General features: G+C 66.6%; 19 protein-coding genes and 1 tRNA gene. 6 read left to right on the top strand and 14 right to left on the bottom strand.

Annotated features, from left to right (window positions below):
• Positions 1-69 precede the first annotated feature (69 nt).
• Together WEA29_07825 and aztB are read left to right on the top strand one after the other, a co-directional pair.
• The gene (locus WEA29_07825) at positions 70-1038 is read left to right on the top strand and encodes a metal ABC transporter substrate-binding protein (protein ID MEX2323659.1); all 969 of its coding nucleotides are present in this window, start codon (positions 70-72) and stop codon (positions 1036-1038) included.
• Positions 1039-1075: 37 nt separating this feature from the next.
• Positions 1076-1927, top strand: a complete 852-nt coding sequence (gene aztB, locus WEA29_07820) for a zinc ABC transporter permease AztB (GenBank protein ID MEX2323658.1) — start codon at positions 1076-1078, stop codon at positions 1925-1927.
• Positions 1928-1959: 32 nt separating this feature from the next.
• On the opposite strand, the gene WEA29_07815 is transcribed toward aztB, so the two are convergent.
• From WEA29_07815 to WEA29_07805, 3 genes are all read right to left on the bottom strand, one after another.
• Entirely contained in the window at positions 1960-3420 is a 1461-nt protein-coding gene (locus WEA29_07815; GenBank protein ID MEX2323657.1) for an alpha/beta hydrolase, read from the bottom strand.
• Between the two features lie 194 nt (positions 3421-3614).
• Positions 3615-4880, bottom strand: coding sequence for a septum formation family protein (locus WEA29_07810; protein MEX2323656.1), 1266 nt, complete (start codon positions 4878-4880; stop codon positions 3615-3617).
• Between the two features lie 23 nt (positions 4881-4903).
• Positions 4904-5614 (bottom strand): hypothetical protein, encoded by a 711-nt coding sequence (locus WEA29_07805; protein ID MEX2323655.1) that lies wholly within the window; start codon positions 5612-5614, stop codon positions 4904-4906.
• 128 nt (positions 5615-5742) lie between these two features.
• On the opposite strand from WEA29_07805, the gene WEA29_07800 reads away from it, so the two are divergent.
• The 3 genes from WEA29_07800 to WEA29_07790 all read left to right on the top strand — a co-directional run bounded on the left by WEA29_07800 (position 5743) and on the right by WEA29_07790 (position 10461).
• Positions 5743-8433, top strand: coding sequence for a family 16 glycoside hydrolase (locus WEA29_07800; GenBank protein MEX2323654.1), 2691 nt, complete (start codon positions 5743-5745; stop codon positions 8431-8433).
• A 589-nt stretch (positions 8434-9022) separates the two neighbouring features.
• The gene (locus WEA29_07795; GenBank protein ID MEX2323653.1) at positions 9023-9571 is read left to right on the top strand and encodes a DUF5615 family PIN-like protein; all 549 of its coding nucleotides are present in this window, start codon (positions 9023-9025) and stop codon (positions 9569-9571) included.
• A gap of 758 nt (positions 9572-10329) precedes the next feature.
• A complete protein-coding gene (locus WEA29_07790) occupies positions 10330-10461 on the top strand; it encodes a hypothetical protein (GenBank protein ID MEX2323652.1) in 132 nt (43 codons plus the stop codon).
• A 115-nt stretch (positions 10462-10576) separates the two neighbouring features.
• Here WEA29_07790 and WEA29_07785 read toward each other — a convergent pair whose 3' ends face one another.
• From WEA29_07785 to nadD, 5 genes are all read right to left on the bottom strand, one after another.
• On the bottom strand, positions 10577-11935 hold the full coding sequence (locus WEA29_07785; protein ID MEX2323651.1) for a hypothetical protein: 1359 nt from the start codon (positions 11933-11935) through the stop codon (positions 10577-10579).
• 205 nt (positions 11936-12140) lie between these two features.
• Positions 12141-12377: a hypothetical protein gene (locus WEA29_07780; GenBank protein MEX2323650.1), complete on the bottom strand. Its 237-nt coding sequence runs from the start codon at positions 12375-12377 to the stop codon at positions 12141-12143.
• A gap of 190 nt (positions 12378-12567) precedes the next feature.
• Positions 12568-12640 (bottom strand) — tRNA-Ala (locus tag WEA29_07775).
• A gap of 61 nt (positions 12641-12701) precedes the next feature.
• The gene (gene rsfS, locus WEA29_07770; GenBank protein MEX2323649.1) at positions 12702-13079 is read right to left on the bottom strand and encodes a ribosome silencing factor; all 378 of its coding nucleotides are present in this window, start codon (positions 13077-13079) and stop codon (positions 12702-12704) included.
• 50 nt (positions 13080-13129) lie between these two features.
• Positions 13130-13699: a nicotinate-nucleotide adenylyltransferase gene (nadD, locus tag WEA29_07765; protein ID MEX2323648.1), complete on the bottom strand. Its 570-nt coding sequence runs from the start codon at positions 13697-13699 to the stop codon at positions 13130-13132.
• A gap of 85 nt (positions 13700-13784) precedes the next feature.
• Here nadD and WEA29_07760 point away from each other — a divergent pair, with 85 nt between their 5' ends.
• On the top strand, positions 13785-14216 hold the full coding sequence (locus WEA29_07760; protein ID MEX2323647.1) for a M23 family metallopeptidase: 432 nt from the start codon (positions 13785-13787) through the stop codon (positions 14214-14216).
• A 7-nt stretch (positions 14217-14223) separates the two neighbouring features.
• Here WEA29_07760 and WEA29_07755 read toward each other — a convergent pair whose 3' ends face one another.
• The 6 genes from WEA29_07755 to rplU form a co-directional block, all read right to left on the bottom strand.
• Positions 14224-14646 carry a response regulator gene (locus WEA29_07755; protein ID MEX2323646.1) on the bottom strand — a complete coding sequence of 141 codons (423 nt, stop codon included), beginning with the start codon at positions 14644-14646 and terminating at the stop codon, positions 14224-14226.
• Positions 14647-14667: 21 nt separating this feature from the next.
• Entirely contained in the window at positions 14668-16098 is a 1431-nt protein-coding gene (locus WEA29_07750) for a VWA domain-containing protein (protein MEX2323645.1), read from the bottom strand.
• Positions 16098-16964: a MoxR family ATPase gene (locus tag WEA29_07745; protein MEX2323644.1), complete on the bottom strand. Its 867-nt coding sequence runs from the start codon at positions 16962-16964 to the stop codon at positions 16098-16100. Before WEA29_07745 ends, WEA29_07750 begins: the two co-directional genes overlap by 1 nt.
• A gap of 79 nt (positions 16965-17043) precedes the next feature.
• Positions 17044-18309 carry a GTPase ObgE gene (gene obgE / locus WEA29_07740; GenBank protein ID MEX2323643.1) on the bottom strand — a complete coding sequence of 422 codons (1266 nt, stop codon included), beginning with the start codon at positions 18307-18309 and terminating at the stop codon, positions 17044-17046.
• Between the two features lie 21 nt (positions 18310-18330).
• Complete coding sequence (rpmA, locus tag WEA29_07735; GenBank protein MEX2323642.1) at positions 18331-18585, bottom strand: 50S ribosomal protein L27; 255 nt, start codon at positions 18583-18585, stop codon at positions 18331-18333.
• 3 nt (positions 18586-18588) lie between these two features.
• Positions 18589-19146 (bottom strand): 50S ribosomal protein L21, encoded by a 558-nt coding sequence (gene rplU, locus WEA29_07730; GenBank protein MEX2323641.1) that lies wholly within the window; start codon positions 19144-19146, stop codon positions 18589-18591.
• Positions 19147-19229: the final 83 nt, after the last annotated feature.

The following is a 19229-nucleotide window of genomic DNA, read 5'->3' as shown; positions in this document are numbered from 1 at the left end:
AGTCACGCGCCCCGCGTTACCTTCCTACCTGGTCTTGATACTGGTTCTCATTCTAGACGGGGAGATGAGATGAGGTCAATCGCGCGAGTCGCCGTGTCACTAGCGCTGATCGCCAGCGCCTGTGGCGGCTCCACCACCACGCCGACGGATGCCCCCGCCGGCCGGGTGAGCGTGGTGGCCACGACCACCATCGCCGCCGACCTGGCGCGCATGGTGGTGGGCGATGCCGGCGAGGTCGTGTCGATCATGCCTCCGGGCGCCGACCCACACGACTTCAGCCCGTCCGCCCGGCAGCTCGAGATCCTGCAAGAGGCCGATCTGGTGGTGGCATTCGGTCTCGGACTGGAAGAGGGCCTCGAGGCCGCGCTCGAGTCGGTAGAGGGCCAGGGCGTCCCCATCGTGTGGCTGGCCCCGGCGCTGGACCCACTCCCCTTCGAGCCGAGCGATGAAGTGGAGGGCCATGAGCCCGATCAAGAGGAAGAGGACGACAGCCACGACCCCGATCACGACGAGCTGGACCCTCACATGTGGATGGACCCGGTGCGCGTCGCCGATGCGCTCATGATCATCGCCCTGCCTCTCGAGGGTTTCGTCCCGTCGGGTGGCTGGGAGGCCCGTGCCTCCGACGCGGCCGCCGAGTTCCTGACCCTCGACCAGGAGATTCGGGACATAGTCGCTGCGGTGCCGGCAGATCGTCGGCTTCTGGTGACCAACCACCACTCGCTCGGATACTTCTCCGATCGCTACGGCTTTCTCGTGCTGGGAACGGTGATCCCGGGAGGGGACACCCACGGCGCTCCCAGTTCGGCAGACATCGCCGGGCTGGTGGCCCTGATCACCAGCACCGGGGTTCCTGCCATCTTCACCGAGGCCGGAGACACGACCGACCTCGCCGAAGCCATCGCCGCCGAAGTACCCCACGAGGTTCGCGTGATCTCGCTCACCACAGATTCCCTTGGTGAACCCGGGAGCGAGACCGGGACGCTGCTCGGACTCCTCCGGTTCGCGGCGACGACGATCGTGGAGGCCCTTTCGTGAGCGGAACTTCTACGGCGGCGCGTACCCTGACGGCCGAATGGACTGGCTGACCGACCCGTTCCGCCTCGCCCTGCAGCAGAAGGCGCTGCTTGGCGGCATCCTCGCGGCCGTAGGCTCTGCCCTGGTGGGCACCTGGGTGGTGATCCGGGGCATGACGTTTCTCGGCGACGCCCTGGTACACGGCGTGATCCCGGGGATCGCCCTCGCCGTCCTCTTGGGGTTCGACCCCACGCTCGGGGCCATCGGTGCCGCCGTGGTCATGATCGCCGGTATCAATCTGGTGCACCGCCAGACGACGTTCTCGGAGGACACCAGCATCGGCCTGCTGTTCGTCGGGATGCTGGCGTTGGGGGTGATCATCATCTCGAGGTCGGCGTCGTATCGGGGAAGCCTGACGGCGATCCTGTTCGGCGACGCCCTCGGGGTGTCCGATGGTGACATCCGGCTCCTGGCGATCACCGTCGGTGTCGTCCTCGCCGCATCGATCGCGTTCTATCGGCCCTTCCTCGTCCTCTCGTTCAACGAGGCCAAGGCGCGCCTCTTCGGACTGCGCCCCGGACTCGCCCACTTCGTCCTGCTCGGACTGATCACCCTGGTGATCGTCACCTCGTTTCGGGCGGTCGGCACCCTCCTCGTCCTCGGCTTGATCGTGGGGCCCCCGGCGACGGCAGCGCTATTGGTGAGGCGCGTTCCGGCGATGATGGCGACGGCGGCCATCATCGGCCTGGTTTCGGTGGTGTCCGGTCTCATCATCTCCTACCACCTGGACACCGCGGCCTCGGCGACGATGGCCCTGATGCCGATCGTGTTCTTCTTCGCCGTGCTCACCGGCAAGACGCTGATCCAGCGCCGCCCCCGCCGAGCGCGCCACGAACAGATCCCGTCGTAGCCAGATCAGGGGTACCCGGGAACCGCGTAGGGCTACAGAAGCTCTGCCAGGCGGACGGCGGCGCGCTCGGCCCCGCCGTCAGCGACCGGTCCGGTAAACGTGAAGCGTTCTGCCGCCCATGTCCGGATTTCCGGCAGATCGGCGCCGAACGTCACAGGCGGTATATCTTCGGGCGTGCCAATGAACAAGGCGCGGTCGCGGATACGCGGGTAGCGCTCCACCTGCTCGAGCATCTCGACGTTGGCATCGGTCATCAGGTAGCGCCGCCGCCCGTCGGCCTCTGGTTCGGGCACCCAGCCGACGCTGTCCGTCAGCCACCCATAGGCGAAGCGCTTGAGCTCGGGGTTCTCGTGGAGATGATGGTCGATCCCCCAGGCGCCGTCCGCAACCACGAGGTCGAGCGGCTCCTCGTCGGCCAGATCGTTGAGGATCATGAAGCTCAGGAAGTGATCCTCGTCGTTCTCGCGCCACGCACGGAACGCGTCCGTGCCACGGTCCGCCGGGTCAGGCAGGTTGGCGCTGGCCGGAAGGACTGCTTCGCCGTGGTCGGTCAGCACCGTCCGTGCCGGCTCGGCGGCCAGCCAGTCGATGCGGACATCAGGTCGACGGGAGCGCAGAGCGTGCGCGATCAGCAGGTCGCGACCAGCCGCGTCGGGCCCGCCCGGCACGAACAGCACCCTGCGCTGCCGGTGGGGAGCTCGTGTCCAGATCCGCCGCCGGGAGCGCCATGGCAGGATCTCGTCGGTGAACTCGCGGATCAGCAGGTTGAAGCGGACCGGGTCCCGGTTCGCAGAGCAGTGGCCAGCGCCGGCCAGCGTCACCAGGCTGGCGTTGGCCTCCGCCGCCAGGCGCTGACCGCGCGCGTGCGGCTGCAGCGCGTCCCCGTCACCATGGACCACCAACCACGGGCAACGCGTGCGACGGATGAGGTCGATCGCCTCCGCGTCGGTCATCGGGTTGGCGCCGATGGTATCGATCAGCGTCTCCGGCGTCGTCTGCAGACCGTTGGCCACGCACGCATCGATGATCCCCTCCGAGTGCGCTTCGGTCCACACCTGCGAGAAAAAGAATCGGAGGAAGTCTTCGTAGTCCGTTCGCCAGTAGTCGGCGTTGAACTTCGCCCAGCCCTGGGTGGACTGGTACGGCTCCAGAAAGGGGCCCAACTCAGGGGGATCGTGACCCGGCGCCAAGGGCAGGCCGGTGCCGCTGGCTACAGCCCCCAGCACCCGGTCCGGATGGTCGGCGGCGAGGCGCAGCAGCCAGTTGGTGGCGAGCGAACAGGCGACGATCACCGCCCGGTCGGTCCCCGTAGCGTCCAGCACCGCCACCGCGTCGGCGACGAACTCCCCGCCCGCATACGCGGAGCCGCCGGTGGGCCGATCGGAACGGCCGTTACCGCGTGGGTCGAAGGTGACCACCCGATAGTGGCGCGACAGATCGATCAACTGAAAACGGCCGTGCGCCGAGTCGAGGACCGACCACGTCGGGAGCATGAGGATCGTTGCCGGACCACGCCCGTAGGTCTCCCAGTAAATGCGGACACCATCTCGCAGCACATAGCCGGATTCGTCTGGCCCCCGAGCTCCCATCACTCCCTCATATTACGGACCGAGGGAGTGCGGCACGCTCGGTCGTCACGCCGGGCGCGACACCAGCGCCCGGCGGGAGGGCCCGCGTGCCTCGACGGTCAATCGTCACCACTGAGGACGGAGCCAACAGTCCGCTCGTCACCGCCAACTGCGCAGTGAACCGTGCGGTCGCCCAGAGCCCAGGTCGCCTCCGTCGGCGTCAATAGACCCACCCACAGTTCCGAACCTGAGCCGAACAGCAGGTCAAAGACATCCAAACAACGGCCCCAGGCGGCTTCCTCCAGAGCGAACTCTCCGGGGTAGGGCCCGTCGGCCAGGTCGAAGGCGAAGTAGACCTCGCGGTCGTGTGGATCGGCGCACGAAACCTTGACCACCGAAGTTTTCGAAAACGGCCTGTCGTTCAGGCAGTCACCGACCCGCAGGCCGCGTACGTTCGTGGCATCGGTCGAGGTGGCTTGCTCCGCCGCCCAGCCCACCAGCCAGCTACCCCACGCCTCGAGGTCCTGTGCATCGGAGAACCCGAAGTCCGTGGGGGAATAGTCGAGGAGGACACTCCGGGCGACACGGATGTAGGCGTCCGAGGTCGGATACTGGACCGCGCCGACGAGGGACCCCAGCACCGCGTCGAGGAACTCGTACTGGCGGAAGATCGGGATAGCGTCGTAGTCCAGGCGCCGATAGGCCTCTATCGCCGTCCGGCTGGGGTCGCCATCATAGAACCGACTCACCACCTCGGAAAGGTGGGGCACCGAGGCCGGGCCGAACAACGCCGTCATGGCGCCGATCAAAGCCACGTCGAAGGCGTCGTCGAACGGCGCGTCCACGGCATCGCTCCCGCACTCGTGCTCATAGATGAGGCCGGGGGTGGGCATGTTGCCATCGATCGACGCTCGCAGGTCGGGCAACCCTCCGGCGGTCAGGTGGGCGGTGCCGCGCAGCCGGGCCCCGGTGTAGCAACGGCCCACGTTGGTGTACTGAGCCGATATCCCCGTCCCCTCGAGGTCGAAGCTGAGTTCGGCGTCAGCATCTCGGCCGGGGGTCAGTCCGATCTGTCGCAGCGCCCGGTCCACAACGCTGTGGAGCTCCGCGGAATGCTCCGGATAGTTGAACTCGATCTCCACCGAGACCGTCCGGACACCTTCGATGTCCCACCCCACCACCGGGATCACCGGCGGGAGCGTGGTCGTCGTCGTCGGCGGCAGCGTCGTAGTCGTCGTCGTGGTGGTGGTCGAGGTCGTGCTGGTAGTGGCAGAGGAGGAGGTGGTCGTGGTGTCCTCGGCGGAACCGGGCCCGCCGCAGGCGGCGATGAGTCCGAGAGCGACAGCGACTCCCCATAACCGCCCGGTTGGCGTGGTCGGTCTCACATCCACCTCCGGTGAGACCCAACCTACAGAACGCTGTCGCCGCGTGTCGCGTCGCCCATCTGCGGCCGGAACACATCCATCCTTCGGGTGGTACAGCTCGAGAGATCGGACGACCGACCAGAGCTCGTGTTCGACAGGGGCTGCGGCGAGCCGGGGTCGTAGGCGAGCTTCGTCCCCGTCGCATCGAGGCCGACGTAGTTCCCAGCGACACGGTTACCGCTTGTCACGGCCAGCGTGAGATCGAAGACGTTGCCGCCGATCACGTTGCCCTCGATCGTGTGGCCGCCGCCCCCGCTGACGAAGAGGCCCATCTGGAATCCTCGGATCTGTAGCCCACGGATGGTCACCCCCGTCGTTCCGCCGTCTGTGACGAACGTGAAGCTCGTGCCAGCGGTCCCGCCACCGTCGAGGACGACGCCGCCTGCGCCGTCGACGGTGACGCCGCTGTCGAGCGGCAGCGCGCCCTGGAGGCGGATCATCCCGGGTTGGTTACGCGAGAACAGGGCCGGGTCGAAGCCCACGGCATCCCCGGATCCCGCGCCGACGAGGCACTGGCGCAGCGACCCGGCACCGGAGTGCGCCGTCGAGGTGACCACGCAGTCCGGCGGCCCTGTTTGCTCCGGGATGGCGGGCGGCGCAATCACCAGGGGCGGCCGCTCCAACGGCGCGGCGATCCCGCTCCAGAGCGTTCCGGCGAACCCGCTCGGCGGTGACGGGGCGGGCGCGCCGCCCATCATTGCACCGCGCGCAAGCTGCAACACCTGCATGTGACGGGCGGCCGAGGCGTTGCGACCGGCCAGCTCAAAGAGGCTCGAACCACCCCTCTACTGCTGGCTCGAGGGCAGGGGTGTAGGGTCGTGTCATGACCGGGATTCACGGTCCGCCTCGCCCACCTGAGGCGACGGGTCGGCTGATGCGGTGCGCCCTGAGGGTATTGGTCACGGTCGGCTTGGTCGCTGCTGCCTGTGTCGAGGCACCGCCGCCGGACACGCCGGGGTCGGATCCGCTGCCACCGACGTCGAGCAGTTCGCCGCCCCGGGGTTCCGCCGAACCCGAGCCGACGGAGTCGGGTCCATGGTCCGCGGCGCTCGACCCGGATTACTACCTCGAGGACTTCGAGGATGGTTGGGCCGACGATTGGGTGCTGCCCTCCACTTTCGTGGTGGAGAACGACTCCCTGTCCGCCGGGGGACCAGGGCGGGCCCGCTATCGCTTCGGCGACTACTGGCGAGACTCCACGCTGCGACTCCGTGTGCTGCTCCTGGCCGGTGAGGCTCGCATTCACTATCGCGCCCACTGGTTTGGTTACGCTGACGGTCACGAGGTACGCGCCTATGAGGTGGCGCTCACCGGCGACCAGCTACAGCTCCGGCGCCTCGAGGCTTCGCCCGACGGACGCTCTGCCGAGGTGCTGGCCAGCGCGCCGCTAGCCCGGTCGGCGGACTGGCGCGTCTTGGAGGTGACGGGAAAGGGGCCGCGGCTCACCGTGACCGTCGACGGGCAGACCCTGATAGAGCACAGCGACCCTGCCCCCGACGCCCGCCTGGAGGGCTCGATCGGCCTGGACCTACCGGAAGGCGGACAAGCCTTGTTCGACGACGTCGAGGTCACGGCGCTGCTCCACCCGGAGCAGACCTGGACCAGGACCAACGGGCCGGAGGGCGCGATGGTCACGACGATCGTGGTGGATCCGACCGACCCGTCCAACGTCTACGCGGGGACCGGCCACTCCGGCCTCTACGTCTCGCGGGATCGGGGCGTCAACTGGGAGCAGCTCGGTCACGCCGGTGGGCTCATCAAGAACAAGGTCTCCTGGGTCGAGATCGCTCCCTCTGATGGTCGGGTGCTCTATCTCGGCCACCTCGAGGATGGAGGTGGCTCGCGCAGCAGCGACGGCGGTGAGCACTGGTCGGCGATGCGGCCGGGTGGGTCCGGGCATGTGAACGCCTTCGCCGTCCACCCGCAGGACTCGCACACCGCGTACGTCGCCATCGGGTCATCAGAGGCGCCGCAACACTCCAACGCCGAGGACGGTGTCTACCTGACCATCGATGACGGTGCCACCTGGGAGCAGCTCAGCCTGGGCAATCGCTCGGTCTTCGCGGTGCGCATCGCTGCCAGTCAGCCGCACGTCGTGTACGCCGGCGGTGCCGGGGGTGTCTGGCGCAGTGACGATGCCGGCGCGACCTGGGCCGAGGCCAGCGGGGGCCTGGGTGACGTGCTGATCAAGGTGCTGATCGTCGACCCTGTCGACCCTCTGGTCGTGTACGCCCGCGAGCATTACTGGGGCGGGCCGCTCTTCAAGACCACGGACGGAGGGCGCAACTGGGGACCCATCCTAGACGGGGTGGAGGGCGTGGTCATGTCACCCGCCGACCGGCTGGTTCTGTACGCGTCGAGCTTTGGCAGCATCCAGCGTACCCGCGACGGCGGCGCCCACTGGGAGGAAATCAGCGACCTTCCTGGCTCGGTGGATGCTCTGGCCATCGACCCTGAGGACCCGGACCGGATCTACGCCGGCCTGCGAGGTGAGGGCATCCTCATCTCGACCGACGGGGGTAGGTCCTGGGCACAGCCCCACATGCATTTCGTGGGTGATCTCTCCACGGCGGTGGCGGTTCACCCCGGCGACCCCGAGATCGTGTACGTAGGGCACGGTCACGGCTATGTATCCAGCACGACTGATGGTGGGGATACGTGGAGCGTGCTGACGCGCCTCGGCGTCGGTGGCTCGCCGGATGAGATCACGGACATCGCCATCCGACCGGACAGGCCCGACACGGTCTTCGTTTCGAACCTCACCGGTGTGTACCGGTCGACCGATGCTGGCCAGAGCTGGGAACTCTCGAGCGTCGGAATGGACGACCGGCAGATCATCAGCCTTGCCATTGACCCGGATGACCCGGATCGCATGTATGCGGGGACCGGCAGCAGCAGATTTTACTACGTCTACCACGGCACCGGTCTGTACCGCTCGACGGATGGCGGAGCGTCGTGGCTACACGTAGACGGCCTTCCCGACGCGCCGATCCCGTCAATCTCGCTGAGCGCGGCCGATCCGCGCGTCATCTACCTCGCAGTGATGGGCCACGGCGTGTACCGATCAGTCGACGGCGGTCTGAGCTGGGCGGCGAGCGCGCCTCTGGACAACCCGTACGTGTATGTGGTCGCTGCCCATCCGACCGATCCGAACGTCGTCTACGCCGGCACCTTGTCGTTCTACGGGAGGGGCGACTGGGACGAGACCGACGGCCTGTACCGCAGCGACGACGGCGGTGAAAGCTGGCGGCGCCTCCGCCGCGACGTCTGGATCGAGAATCTAATCATCGATCCCACCCGGCCGGAGCACGTCTATTTCACCGAGCACAGTGAGAGTATCTGGCACTCGCCCGATGGTGGTCAGAGCTGGGAGCTAGCCACGAAGGGCCTGGTGGCGTGGCGAGCCCACCTTTACACCTACGCCATGGCGATGGACCCACAAGGCACCGTCCTGTACATGGTCAACTGCGGCATGGGCATGTACAGCAACTTCGTGGGCGAGGTGGAACGGTAAGGCCCGATACGAGCCCCGACTGGCTGGATTGGAGCGGGTGCTGACCTAGCACCCGACACGGCGACGAACCGAGACAGCGTTCGATGCCGGGAAGGCAGCGAACGCTGTGAAAGGTCAGACGAAGTGGAGCTGAGGGGATTTGAACCCCTGACCTCTTGCATGCCATGCACAATCAGGGGGTTTCGCCGACCTGGAGGATTTCGAGAAATCCCTTGTGCTGTAAGGGATTTCAGTGTTCGGAGCTTGTGGTCAGATTCCCTCGTTTTCGGTTGTCTCGCGGACACCTCGCGGACACCTCCGCCCTTGCGGGACCGTCCCGAGGAGCCGAATCGAGCGGGCAAGCCTTTGCGCTCCTCCAAGTGACCGATCAGGAGCTGGAGCTCATCGCCGTCGACCCGGAGGTACTGCACGGCCAAGCGCCCATCCGGGGTACGCGAATCCCTGTGAGCCTCGTGCTCGGGTGCCTGGCTGAGGGGGATAACCGAGGCAGAGATCCTCGACGAGTATCCGACGTTGACGGTCGAGGGCATCCGGGCGGCGGCCACCTTGCAGCACTCGCCAGTGAGGACGTGCTCCCGCTCCCCCTTTGGTGAAGCTCAAAGCCGACGAGAACATCCCGACCCGGGCTGTCGAGCTGCTCCGGGAGCGCGGACACGATGTGAGCACGGTGCCTGAGGAGAGCCTGGTCGGTGTCCCCGACGCCCGACTGGCCCTCTTAGCCGCTTCCGACGACCGGATGCTCGTGACCCTCGATCGAGGCCTCGCAGACGTCGGGCGCTACTCGCCGGGAACCCACCCCGGCATCGCCGTGATCCATGCCCGAGAGCTACGGCCCAGCGTCTTCCACACGCTCGTAGTGACGTTCCTCGAAAGCCACAGCTCTCGACGCTTCAATCGACATGGTACCGAGAGCCGACCCGCTCCCGCCTCTCCTCTCGGCGCAAGCGGATTTGTCGTCACAAGGGCACCGGAGGCTGAACGAACATTACAAATCAGCTGCGGCGATCCTGAGAACTGGGTGGTCTTGCGACATTCCCCCATGATCACTGGGGTTTTCGCTATGAACCACTTGCGTCCTCTGGGGGTGTTTTCTGATCTCTCGCGGACCAAATCCGGACCAGACCTATTGGCGGCGTGAAGCTCAGCGCCTCTTCGGCCATCGCTCGCAGCCACAGCATCCTCCTCAGCTACAGGGAGGGACTCAACCTAGAGCTTGAGCGTCCCGCCGTCGCCGTCCAAGGTGCTGAGCGAGTCACCTCGGTGGCGATCGGCAGGACCCGAAGACTTCGGCAGGACGCTGAGCGAGGTTGCCCCCCGGCTAGGGGACGGAGGAGGGAGGCCCCTGATGGCAGTCAACGGTATCGGCTCGGCCGAGGTTCAAGGCGCTCGTGGGTTTAGAGGGGTTCCGGGTGCTTGATGTGGCTGAGTCGGACGGTGAGGTGACTGGTCTACCCGCCCACCCGCCTGCCGACCGGGCCGTCTGTATGCTCAACGAGAACACGGCCATCGGGGTCGAGATCAGCGAGGGCTTGCGTCTCATCTGGCGTGAAGGAGTCGCTTTGCACGACAACTCGGCACAAGGACAACTCGACAAAAGCTCCGAATGCCACCTCGTTGGGACGGGAGGTCCATCCTCTATCGGTGACTCGGCGAAGAAGGTCCTCAAGCGCAGCCTCGGTACACTGGTGTGAGGGCGGAGGCGGGTCGGGCTTGGTCCGTTCGGCTACGGTTCCTGTGCTCTCGTCACTGTTGTCGACGGCTCCGTCGATGGCCGTCACACGGTCAGGTTCAGTCTCGTTGGTACCACAGGCTGTCAGCAGGATCGTAGCCAGCACCATGGCGACCAAGACGCGCACAAACACTCCTGTGGCGGCGCGAGGTGATCTTAGTGCATCAATGAAGTACCCGCTGCGCGACCAGTTCGGGCGTGGTGGTTCCGGTGAGCGCACCACTCGACGTCCCCGCCGCGACTCGTTCCGCTCCGTGCACAGGCCGATCGGCGCCATCGAACTGTGGGGCGAACGCTGAAACGACAACCCAGACCGTTGGTCTGGCACAAGACCGCCGAAGAGATCATCGCCATGGTCCGCCGCCGCCGAGCCTCCTAACCTCGGTCCCCGATTCCGCGACGTACGACGGACCACTAGGAGTGTGCCACGCTCATCCCCAAGATGCTCTCCATCCGGGAGATTTTGTGGAAGTAGACGTTTGTTGGTGCGGTTCCACCGATCTCCATGCCGTGAATCTGCGCTCGGTTGTTGGACCATCTGGTGTAGATGGGCGCCCCGGAGTCGCCGCCCTGACCTACCGTGCGTCCTGCTGGGTCCTCAGCAATTCCCAGGTTCGGTGTGCATCCGAGTGCGTCGCACAGCTCGCCGCTCATCGAGACAACCCTGAGTCCGCACACGGCACGGGTAACCATGCCGCTGACGCATACGTAGTTGTCAACTTGCGTATCAGCGTCGCTCACAACTGTACGAACGGACGGGCAACAGGGATCGACGTGGATCTTGTTGGCATACGTTTCCACGCTCGAGGCGATTCGGATCATGTCGTACGTAGGGAAGCTCGCCTTGCCGGTGCTGTATCCGTAGTACTGCGGACCCGAGTAAACGCTCGTGCCGTTGCTGTAGCAGTGCCCTGCAGTCACCGAGCCCCGAGCGCCGCTCTTCACGATGGTGAAGCCTGATGTGCAGAAGTTGTTGTTCAACGTCCCGATTCCGGCACCACCGTAGTGAGGTTCGCCGTCGTTGAGGCGTCCGCGACGCGACGGCTCGCCGTACTCGATAGTAACCAACTCTCCAAGCGTTTCGCCGAGCGCATCGCCTAGTGCCCGGTTCTCAGGGGAGAGGGTGACGTTGAACGTAGCTGTCGCGGGATCCACATAAAACCCGTACGTAGCTTTGCTGGCGTCGGCGTGCCACGCACGGCCGCGCAGCACGGTTTCGGCGCGGGCAAGGTCGTCGATACTGTGGCAGCCCGGTCGGATCTGAATGTCGATATCGAGCTCACTTTCGAGGACCGCCAAGTCGGTCTTCAGGCCCTCCATGTCAATCACGGTCGCATCGACCACAATGATGAACTGCTGCGTCACGTTGTCGTGGGTAACCCCAACCACCCCCTGTGACAGCCGCGATGCAAGGGTTTCTTCTTCGGGTGTGGTGTTGCCGTCCAGGCTCTTGCTTCGCGGGAGATTCGCCAATATGCCGTGAACCCGATTCACGTCTTCCTGAGCCCGTTCGTTAGCTATCCAATCCTCGTGCGAGAAGTGGCCAGCCTCGGTCTCCGTAGCACCGGCTAGCAGGTGGGAGTCGTCGGACACGCCGCACAGCGGCTCGGCGCCTACCTCAACCCGAGGTTGACTCTCGATGTAGTAGTCAATAGCGGCAGTATCAGAAGCCTGCGCATCGTGCGTACTCACTAGCGCGAGCGAGAGCAGGGTCAGAGCGGCTGCGGCGAGGGGCATCCGGCTGGATGAGAGCGAACGCCAGGGTATCGACATCACATGACCTCCTCCACGTGCAGCGGCATGACGCCTTCCTCCCGTCACGGCCCTCACGTCAGCGCCTTCGGAGAGGGCCCAATCAATGCCTTTCCAATACGAGCTGTGCACGACGGCGTCGACAACTCCCTGCTCGGCACCCTCGAGAGCCTCTCCCGTGCCTTTGGCTTCGGCAAGCCTGAATATCGCAGTGGGCGTCGGGGCATCACCTTCGGGTCTCCGATTGGCATTTAAGCACCGCATCAACCCTAAGCCAACCCTGGGTCGCGGCGATGAAGCTGTACGCGTCGGCGGCAGGATCGGGCGGCTCCGAACAGCTCGCGAACACGCTTGCTAGGGTTTCGATGGTCGCCTCGGACGACGGCACGTCGGTAGCCGTCGTGCCCGTATCCAGGCCGTCGATCGGCTGCCCGCAGCCTCCGAGGACGAGCGAGATCGCCAAGACGCGACATGCGGTTCCAAGCTGCCTCACGTCCCCTTCCCTCCTCACATTGTCGAAGCGGATGGAAACCGTCCCACCCGAGCTGTTCAGAGAGCGTCCGCCACCTCAGACGGACAGTAGACGGACAGCCCGGCGCTCGGCGGCGCACTCACAAGACCGAGAACCCTTGCAGCGCAAGGGTTCTTGTAAGTGGAGCTGAGGGGATTTGAACCCCTGACCTCTTGCATGCCATGCAAGCGCTCTGCCAACTGAGCTACAGCCCCGAGTCAGCGATTGTATCCCCCGATTGCCCGGTGCCGACCGCCCCGAGGAAAGGCGACGGGCCTATTCCGCTACCACTCCGAGGGGAAACTCCACCCGCGGGGCATCCGACCACAGCCGTGCCAGGGCGTAGTACTCCCTGGTGTCCTGATCGAAGAGATGGACCACGAAGTCGCCGTAGTCGAGGAGGACCCAGCGAGTCTCGTCCGCGCCCTCGCGACGGAGGGGGCGGCGGTCGACCGCTCGAAGTGCCTCTTCTACGCCCTCGGCAAGCGATTGGATGTGGGGTCGGGAAGTGCCACTGACGATGACAAAGGCATCCGTGACCACGATCAGCGTTGACACGTCGAGGACGAGGACGTCGATGCCCTTCTTGTCGTCCAGTGCGGCGACCGCTCTGGCGACGAAATCTGAGGTCTCCTCGTGGAGCGCTATGGGCAATCCTCCGCGTGACGGGTCCAAGCCAATCCTAGAGAAGTGGCGGCGCAGTGCTAGGAGGCTCGGTACAACCCGTGCTCCTCGATGTAGGCGAACACCGCCTCGGGCACGAGGAACCGGACGCTTCTCCCCTCGCCGCGAATGGCACGAAGCAGCGTCCCCGACAGGGCCAGCTCGGGGGCCTCCAGCCACACGACCCGTCCGCCTGGAATGTCCACGGCCGCTCGCTCGACTCCGGGCCGAGGCATCACTGCGATGGTGGCCCGCTGCGCCACCTCGTCGGCCCGGTTCCAGGTGGGGAGGCCGGCGGCGGCGTCGGCGCCGAGGATGAGCACCACGTCATCGTCGGCGAACTCGAGCAGGGTATCGATGGTGAACGTCCAGCCATCGCGGCGGATCTCGCGGTCGTCCGCCTCGAAGTAGTCGATGCCCTCGACGGCCCGCAGCGTCATCTCCCACCGATGACGCGGCTCCGTCACCGCCCGCGCCGCCTTCTGCCACGGTGCACCCGCCGGCATGAAGGTGACGACGTCGAGGGACAGCTGCTGGCGCGCCGTCTCCCCGGCCACCAGGTGAGCCATGTGTGGCGGGTCGAATGTCCCACCGAGAATGCCGCGGCGCATCCGGAGCAGGTTACTGACCGCGGGGCGCGATCTGAGACACCCGGACCCCCTGGAATCGTCGGTGCCGTCGGTATACGGTCGGTGGATGACGGCACTCGTCGCCGGTCTCGCCCTGTCGTGGTGCCTGTTCACCCCGCCGGTGGACGGCCCGATGATCAGACCCTTTGCTCCCGTCGGCGCCTACGGAGGTCACTGGGGCATAGACCTGGCGGTGCCCGAAGGGACGCCGGTTCGGCCGATCGCTCCCGGTGTGGTCAGTTTCGCCGGCATGGTCGCCGGCCGTGCGAGTGTGACCGTCGATCACGGCGGGGCGGTACGGAGCTCCTACTCCTATCTGTCGTCACTCCTGACGACGGCTGGGCAGCGGGTCGACCGAGCGACGGTCGTAGGAGCAACGGGAGTGGACCGCGGGATTCCCGCACTTCATCTGTCGGTGCGGGTGGGAGGGCTCTACGTCGATCCGACGCGGGTGTGCGCTCGGCTGGCTCCGGCGAAGGGGCTTGCCCTGGTCGCCTGAGGTGGTGTCAGCCGGTCGTGACGAGGTCGCTGAGAAGGTCGAGAGCCACGCCTCGGAGATCGTCGGGGCGGAATGGCTTGGTGAGGAAAGCGTCGGCACCGCCACGATCGGCGCGCTCGCGGGTCTCTTCCTGAGCATGCGCGGTGAGGACGAGGACCTTGATCGACTTGGTGCGCTCGTCGGCGCGGATCCGCTCGAGGACTTCCCAGCCGTCCATCCGCGGAAGACCGACATCGAGAATGATCAAGTCGGGCAGGTGTTCGATGGCTGCCTCGAGTCCGGTGGGTCCGTCGTCGCGCGTCTCGACCTCGACCCCGGCCGGCCGCAGGCAAACCGTGATCAGCCTCTGAATGACGGCTGAGTCTTCTACGACGAGCACACGCTGGGTCACGGTGTCGTTCCTTTCGCGACGAGACCCTTTCATCGTCATGCCCCAACGATACCTTGAGTCTTACGCGACCACGCGGGCCGGGTCCCGCCGCAGCACCGAGATCGTCTCGACGAAGCGTTCCAACTGCCTCAGGTTGCGCACCTCGTACACGGCCTCACACAGCGGCGCATAGAGCCCGATGACGGAGTCCCCGGTGTCCCAGTAGCGCCGATCCTCGGGGTTGAGCCAGTAGACGGCCCGCGCTCGTGAGGCAATCGTCGCCAGCGCCTCGGTGTGGGGGTCGTGATAGTTGGTGCGGGCATCGCCGGTGATGATCACCGTGGTGGTCGGAGTCACCGCCCCGAGATGCTGTTCGACGAACTGGGCGAAGGCATGGCCGTAGTTGGAGTGGCCGTCCACCCACACCACCCTGGCCTCGGTGCCGACCCGGGCCATCGCCGCGGCGAGGTCGGTCCCGGGACGAAAGTGACCGGTGACTTCGTCGATGGCGTCGATGAAAGCGAAAGCGCGTACCCGCCGTAGCTGCGACGACACCGCGTGAACCAGCTGCATGGTGAAGCGGGCGAACGTGGCCACCGAACCGCTCACATCGGCGAGGACGACTATGTCGGGTCTGCCCGGCCGCGGCTTTCGGAACCGGGGCTCGGCGAGCGCCCCACCGGTGGAGAGGGATCGTCGGACGGTTCGCCTCACGTCGAGGCGGCCCTCGAGGCCGGTACGCCGGCGCCTGGCCACCCGGGCCGCCAGCTTTCTGGTCAGTGGCTGAACGGCGCGTTCGATGCGCTGCAGGTCGTCACGCGTCGCCGTGGTCAGGTCGATGTCCTCGGCCAGCGGGCGACGCATGGTCTTCGCCACCGGCAGATGGCCGCGGTCGGCGACCAGCCGGCGGGTGATCTCCCGGCGGATCATGTCGCGCAGCCGTTCGACGACCCGCCCGACCTCCTGAAGGCGGAGTCGCCGATCGAGGGCCGACTCGCCATCCGACTCACCCACCGCCTCGAGCCGACGACGCAAGGCGTCGAGATCGAGGCCCCTGGCCACCCGATATGCGTAGTAGGTGCCACCCACCGGGCGACCCGACTCCATGCCCCCGAAGCGCCCGACCGCCGCCCGAACCACCGCTTGCAGCAAGTCGTCGTTGGCGGCGTCCACGGCCCGGAACAGCGCCTCCATCAGGTCGGTGTCGTCATCGGTGCCCCCACCACCGATGCCACCCGATCCCGCTGATCCACCGGCCGGGGGTTCGGCACCCTGTGACTCGGGACCGTCGAAGGGTCGAGGTCGCGTGGCGAAGAAGGCATCGAAAGCGATGTCGAACGCCTCCAGGTGTCTGGAGGACTTGATCAGCGTTGCGGCGAGCGTCGCCCGAACCTGATCCCGGTCGAGAAGGTCGATGTGGTCGAGAGCAGCGGCCGCGTCGACCGCCTCCACCATCGACACGCCGATCCCCACCTCGCGCAGCTCGCCGATGAAGTCGACGAGAAAACGCATCAGGTCTCGGTGAGGTCGGCGCCGAGCTCCTTGGCGACGATGTCGATGTCGGACTGGTGCTTGAGCAGCACGTTGAGGGTGTCGGCGGCCACCGAGTCGTCCAGCACAGCCACGCCCAGAGCGAGCAGTGCGGCAGCCCAGTCGAGGCTCTCGCTCACCGACGGGGGCTTGCGCAGCGGCATGGAGCGGAGCCCGGCGACGAACCGGGCCACCTGCTCGGCGAGACGCTCATCGAGCCCGGGCAGCCTGGCGTGCAGGATCTCCTGCTCGCGCTCGATCGTGGGATACCCGATGTGCAGGTATAGGCATCGCCGCTTGAGCGCCTCCGACAACTCACGGGTGTTGTTCGAGGTGAGGAACACCGCCGGTCTGGTCGTCGCCGTCATCGTGCCCAGTTCGGGGATCGACACCTGAAAGTCGGCGAGCAGCTCCAGCATGAGGGCCTCGGTCTCCACCTCGACGCGATCGACCTCGTCGATGAGCAGAACGACGGACTCCGGCGATCGGATGGCCTCGAGCAGCGGTCGGGCGAGCAGGAAGTCCTCGCCGAAGATGTCGGACTCGGTCTCGCTCCACGCCTCCCCCGGTGCAGCCTGGAGGCGCAGCAGCTGCTTGCGGTAGTTCCACTCGTAGAGCGCCTTCGCCTCGTCGAGGCCCTCGTAGCACTGGAGCCTGATGAGCCGTCGCCCGGTCGCTGCGGCGACGGACTTCGCCAGCTCGGTCTTGCCTACCCCTGCGGGACCCTCGACGAGCACCGGCTTGTCGAGCCGCTCTGCGAGGAACACCACCTGCGCGACGGCGAGGTCGGCGAGGTACTTCTGGGCGGCGAGGGCATCGAGCGCAGCTTGCGGATTCGCGAAAACCATGAGTGGAGGATAGGTCAGTGGCCAACAGCCAACAGCCGTACTTGGTACTTGGTATTCGGTACTTGGTACTTGGTACTCGCTACTCGCTACTCGCCTCTTCTTCAGTGAACTCGAAGATCACTTCGCCGATGCGCACCTCGTCGCCGTCGACGGCGCCCTGGGACCGGAGAACGGCGTCGATGCCCGCCGAGCGCAGCCGCCTCGCCGCCGCCTCGGCGGCTCCGGGCACGGTCAGATCGTCGAAGGCCACCGCGCGCTCGGCGGCGAGGCCGGTCACCACCCACCGCTCGCCGTCGTGGTGGACGTCGAACGCCGGCATCACGGGCCGGTGCAGGATGTAGCCCTCCCCGTCGGGCAGGTCGGCTTCGACCCGCGCCACGGCATCGGCTACCCGGTGCATCAGCTCCTCGACCCCGGCACCGGTGGCCGCGGACACGAGATGGATGCCCGCATCACTCCCACCCAGCCGCTCATGAGCCTCCGCGGCCTCACTCAGGTCGGCCTTGGTGACCGCCACCACACGCTCCCGGGCGGCCAGGGCCGGATCGTGTGCCTCCAGCTCCGAGAGAAGGACCACCAGCTGCTGCTCGCACGACGCCTCCTGAAGTGGCGAGGGATCGAGCAGGATCACCAGAACCCGCGCTCGCTCCACGTGCCTCAGGAACGAGTGGCCGAGCCCACGACCCTCTGCCGCCCCTTCGATGAGCCCGGGAACGTCCGCAAGGACGAACTGACGCCCATCGACGTCGACGACGCCGAGGTTCGGTTCCAGAGTCGTGAACGGGTAGTCGGCGATCCGGGGGCGGGCCGCCGACACCACGGACACGAGGGTGCTCTTCCCGGCGTTGGGGAACCCCACCAGGGCAGCGTCGGCGATCAGCTTGAGTTCGAGGATCACGTCGGCACTGGCCCCGTACTCGCCTTGCTCGGCGAACGCAGGTGCGAGATGCCGACGCCCGGAGAGCGCTTGGTTGCCCTTGCCGCCGCGGCCTCCGGTGAGCACCGTCACCCTTTGCCCGGGTCTGGCCAGATCGGCGAGCACGGTCCCCGCGATGTCCTTCACCACCGTCCCCGGCGGCACCGGAAGGACGAGATCGTCGCCGGACTTCCCGCTCTGGAGGTCGCCGCTGCCATGGGTACCTGAGCCCGCTCGGCGATGGGGCCGGCGCATGTAGTCGAGCAGCGTCGACATGGCGGTCGAGGCCTCGATGATCACGTCGCCGCCTCGGCCACCCGAGCCACCGAGCGGTCTGCCCCGCGGCCGACCCTTGATCTTCTCGAATGAGACCACACCGGCACCGCCGTCACCGGCGCGTAGGTGGACCACCACCTCGTCTACGAACACGAGGCCTCCGGTCGGCAGGGATCAGTTGTCGGTGAGAATGCTCACCTGGCGGCGACCACGACGGGTTCCGTATGAGACCACGCCGGGTGCCATGGCGAACAGCGTGTCGTCACGGCCGCGGCCGACATTGTCGCCGGGATGGATGCGCGTCCCGCGCTGTCGCACCAGGATCGATCCAGCGCTGACCGTCTGGCCATCGAAGGCCTTCGCTCCGAGTCGCTGCGCCCTCGAGTCGCGCCCGTTCTTGGTGGAACCGCCACCCTTCGTCTTGGACATCGCTCAGCCCTCCTCGTCCTTCTTGGCCGCCGGCTTCTTGGCCGCCGGCTTCTTGGCCGCGGGCTTCTTCGGAGCCTCATCGGACTTCTTGCTCGTCGCTGCCTTGGGCTTGGCTGCAGCGGTCTTCGTCGGCGCCTTCGCAGGCGCCGCCTTCGCAGGTGCCTTCTTGGCGGGAGCCGCCTTCTTGGCGGGGGCAGCGTCGGCTTGGTCGCCGGCATCGACCTTCGGTTGTGCCGCAGCCGCCTTGGCCGCCTTTGGCGGTTGGATCTGGACGACCTCGATCAGCGTGTACTTCTGGCGATGGCCGCCGCGCTTGCGGTATCCGGTCTTCGCCTTGTACTTGAAGATGTCGATCTTCTCGCCCGCGCTCTCTCCGATGACGCGCGCCGTGACCGTGGCCGTGGAGAGTTCCTCGCGACCCGAGAACACCTTGCCCTTGCCATCGACGACGAGCACCGGGGTGAAGGTCACCTCGCCTTCGGCGCGCAAACGCTCGACGTCGATGACGTCGCCTTCGCGAACCTTGGCCTGCTTGCCGCCTGTGCGGATGATCGCGTACATGCTCCGGGCACCTTCGAGAGGGGGGACGGAGGCATATTAGCCACAGGGCGCAATTCGCAAGTCGTCAGAGGATCGCATCCCCG

The sequence above is a fragment of the Acidimicrobiia bacterium genome (assembly GCA_040902765.1).
GTDB lineage: Bacteria > Actinomycetota > Acidimicrobiia > Spongiisociales > UBA11373 > DATKBG01.
This window is presented reverse-complemented; position numbering and strand designations above follow the sequence as displayed.

Bases quoted from the DNA above. Each gene is read 5' to 3' on its own strand.
- WEA29_07825 (MEX2323659.1), top strand. From the start codon at position 70: ATGAGGTCAATCGCGCGAGTCGCCGTGTCACTAGCGCTGATCGCCAGC.
- aztB (MEX2323658.1), top strand. From the start codon at position 1,076: ATGGACTGGCTGACCGACCCGTTCCGCCTCGCCCTGCAGCAGAAGGCG.
- WEA29_07815 (MEX2323657.1), bottom strand. From the start codon at position 3,420: ATGCTCCCGACGTGGTCGGTCCTCGACTCGGCGCACGGCCGTTTTCAG.
- WEA29_07805 (MEX2323655.1), bottom strand. From the start codon at position 5,614: ATGGGCGGCGCGCCCGCCCCGTCACCGCCGAGCGGGTTCGCCGGAACG.
- WEA29_07800 (MEX2323654.1), top strand. From the start codon at position 5,743: ATGACCGGGATTCACGGTCCGCCTCGCCCACCTGAGGCGACGGGTCGG.
- WEA29_07790 (MEX2323652.1), top strand. From the start codon at position 10,330: ATGAAGTACCCGCTGCGCGACCAGTTCGGGCGTGGTGGTTCCGGTGAG.
- WEA29_07785 (MEX2323651.1), bottom strand. From the start codon at position 11,935: ATGTCGATACCCTGGCGTTCGCTCTCATCCAGCCGGATGCCCCTCGCC.
- nadD (MEX2323648.1), bottom strand. From the start codon at position 13,699: ATGCGCCGCGGCATTCTCGGTGGGACATTCGACCCGCCACACATGGCT.
- WEA29_07760 (MEX2323647.1), top strand. From the start codon at position 13,785: ATGACGGCACTCGTCGCCGGTCTCGCCCTGTCGTGGTGCCTGTTCACC.
- WEA29_07755 (MEX2323646.1), bottom strand. From the start codon at position 14,646: ATGACGATGAAAGGGTCTCGTCGCGAAAGGAACGACACCGTGACCCAG.
- WEA29_07750 (MEX2323645.1), bottom strand. From the start codon at position 16,098: ATGCGTTTTCTCGTCGACTTCATCGGCGAGCTGCGCGAGGTGGGGATC.
- WEA29_07745 (MEX2323644.1), bottom strand. From the start codon at position 16,964: ATGGTTTTCGCGAATCCGCAAGCTGCGCTCGATGCCCTCGCCGCCCAG.
- rpmA (MEX2323642.1), bottom strand. From the start codon at position 18,585: ATGTCCAAGACGAAGGGTGGCGGTTCCACCAAGAACGGGCGCGACTCG.
- rplU (MEX2323641.1), bottom strand. From the start codon at position 19,146: ATGTACGCGATCATCCGCACAGGCGGCAAGCAGGCCAAGGTTCGCGAA.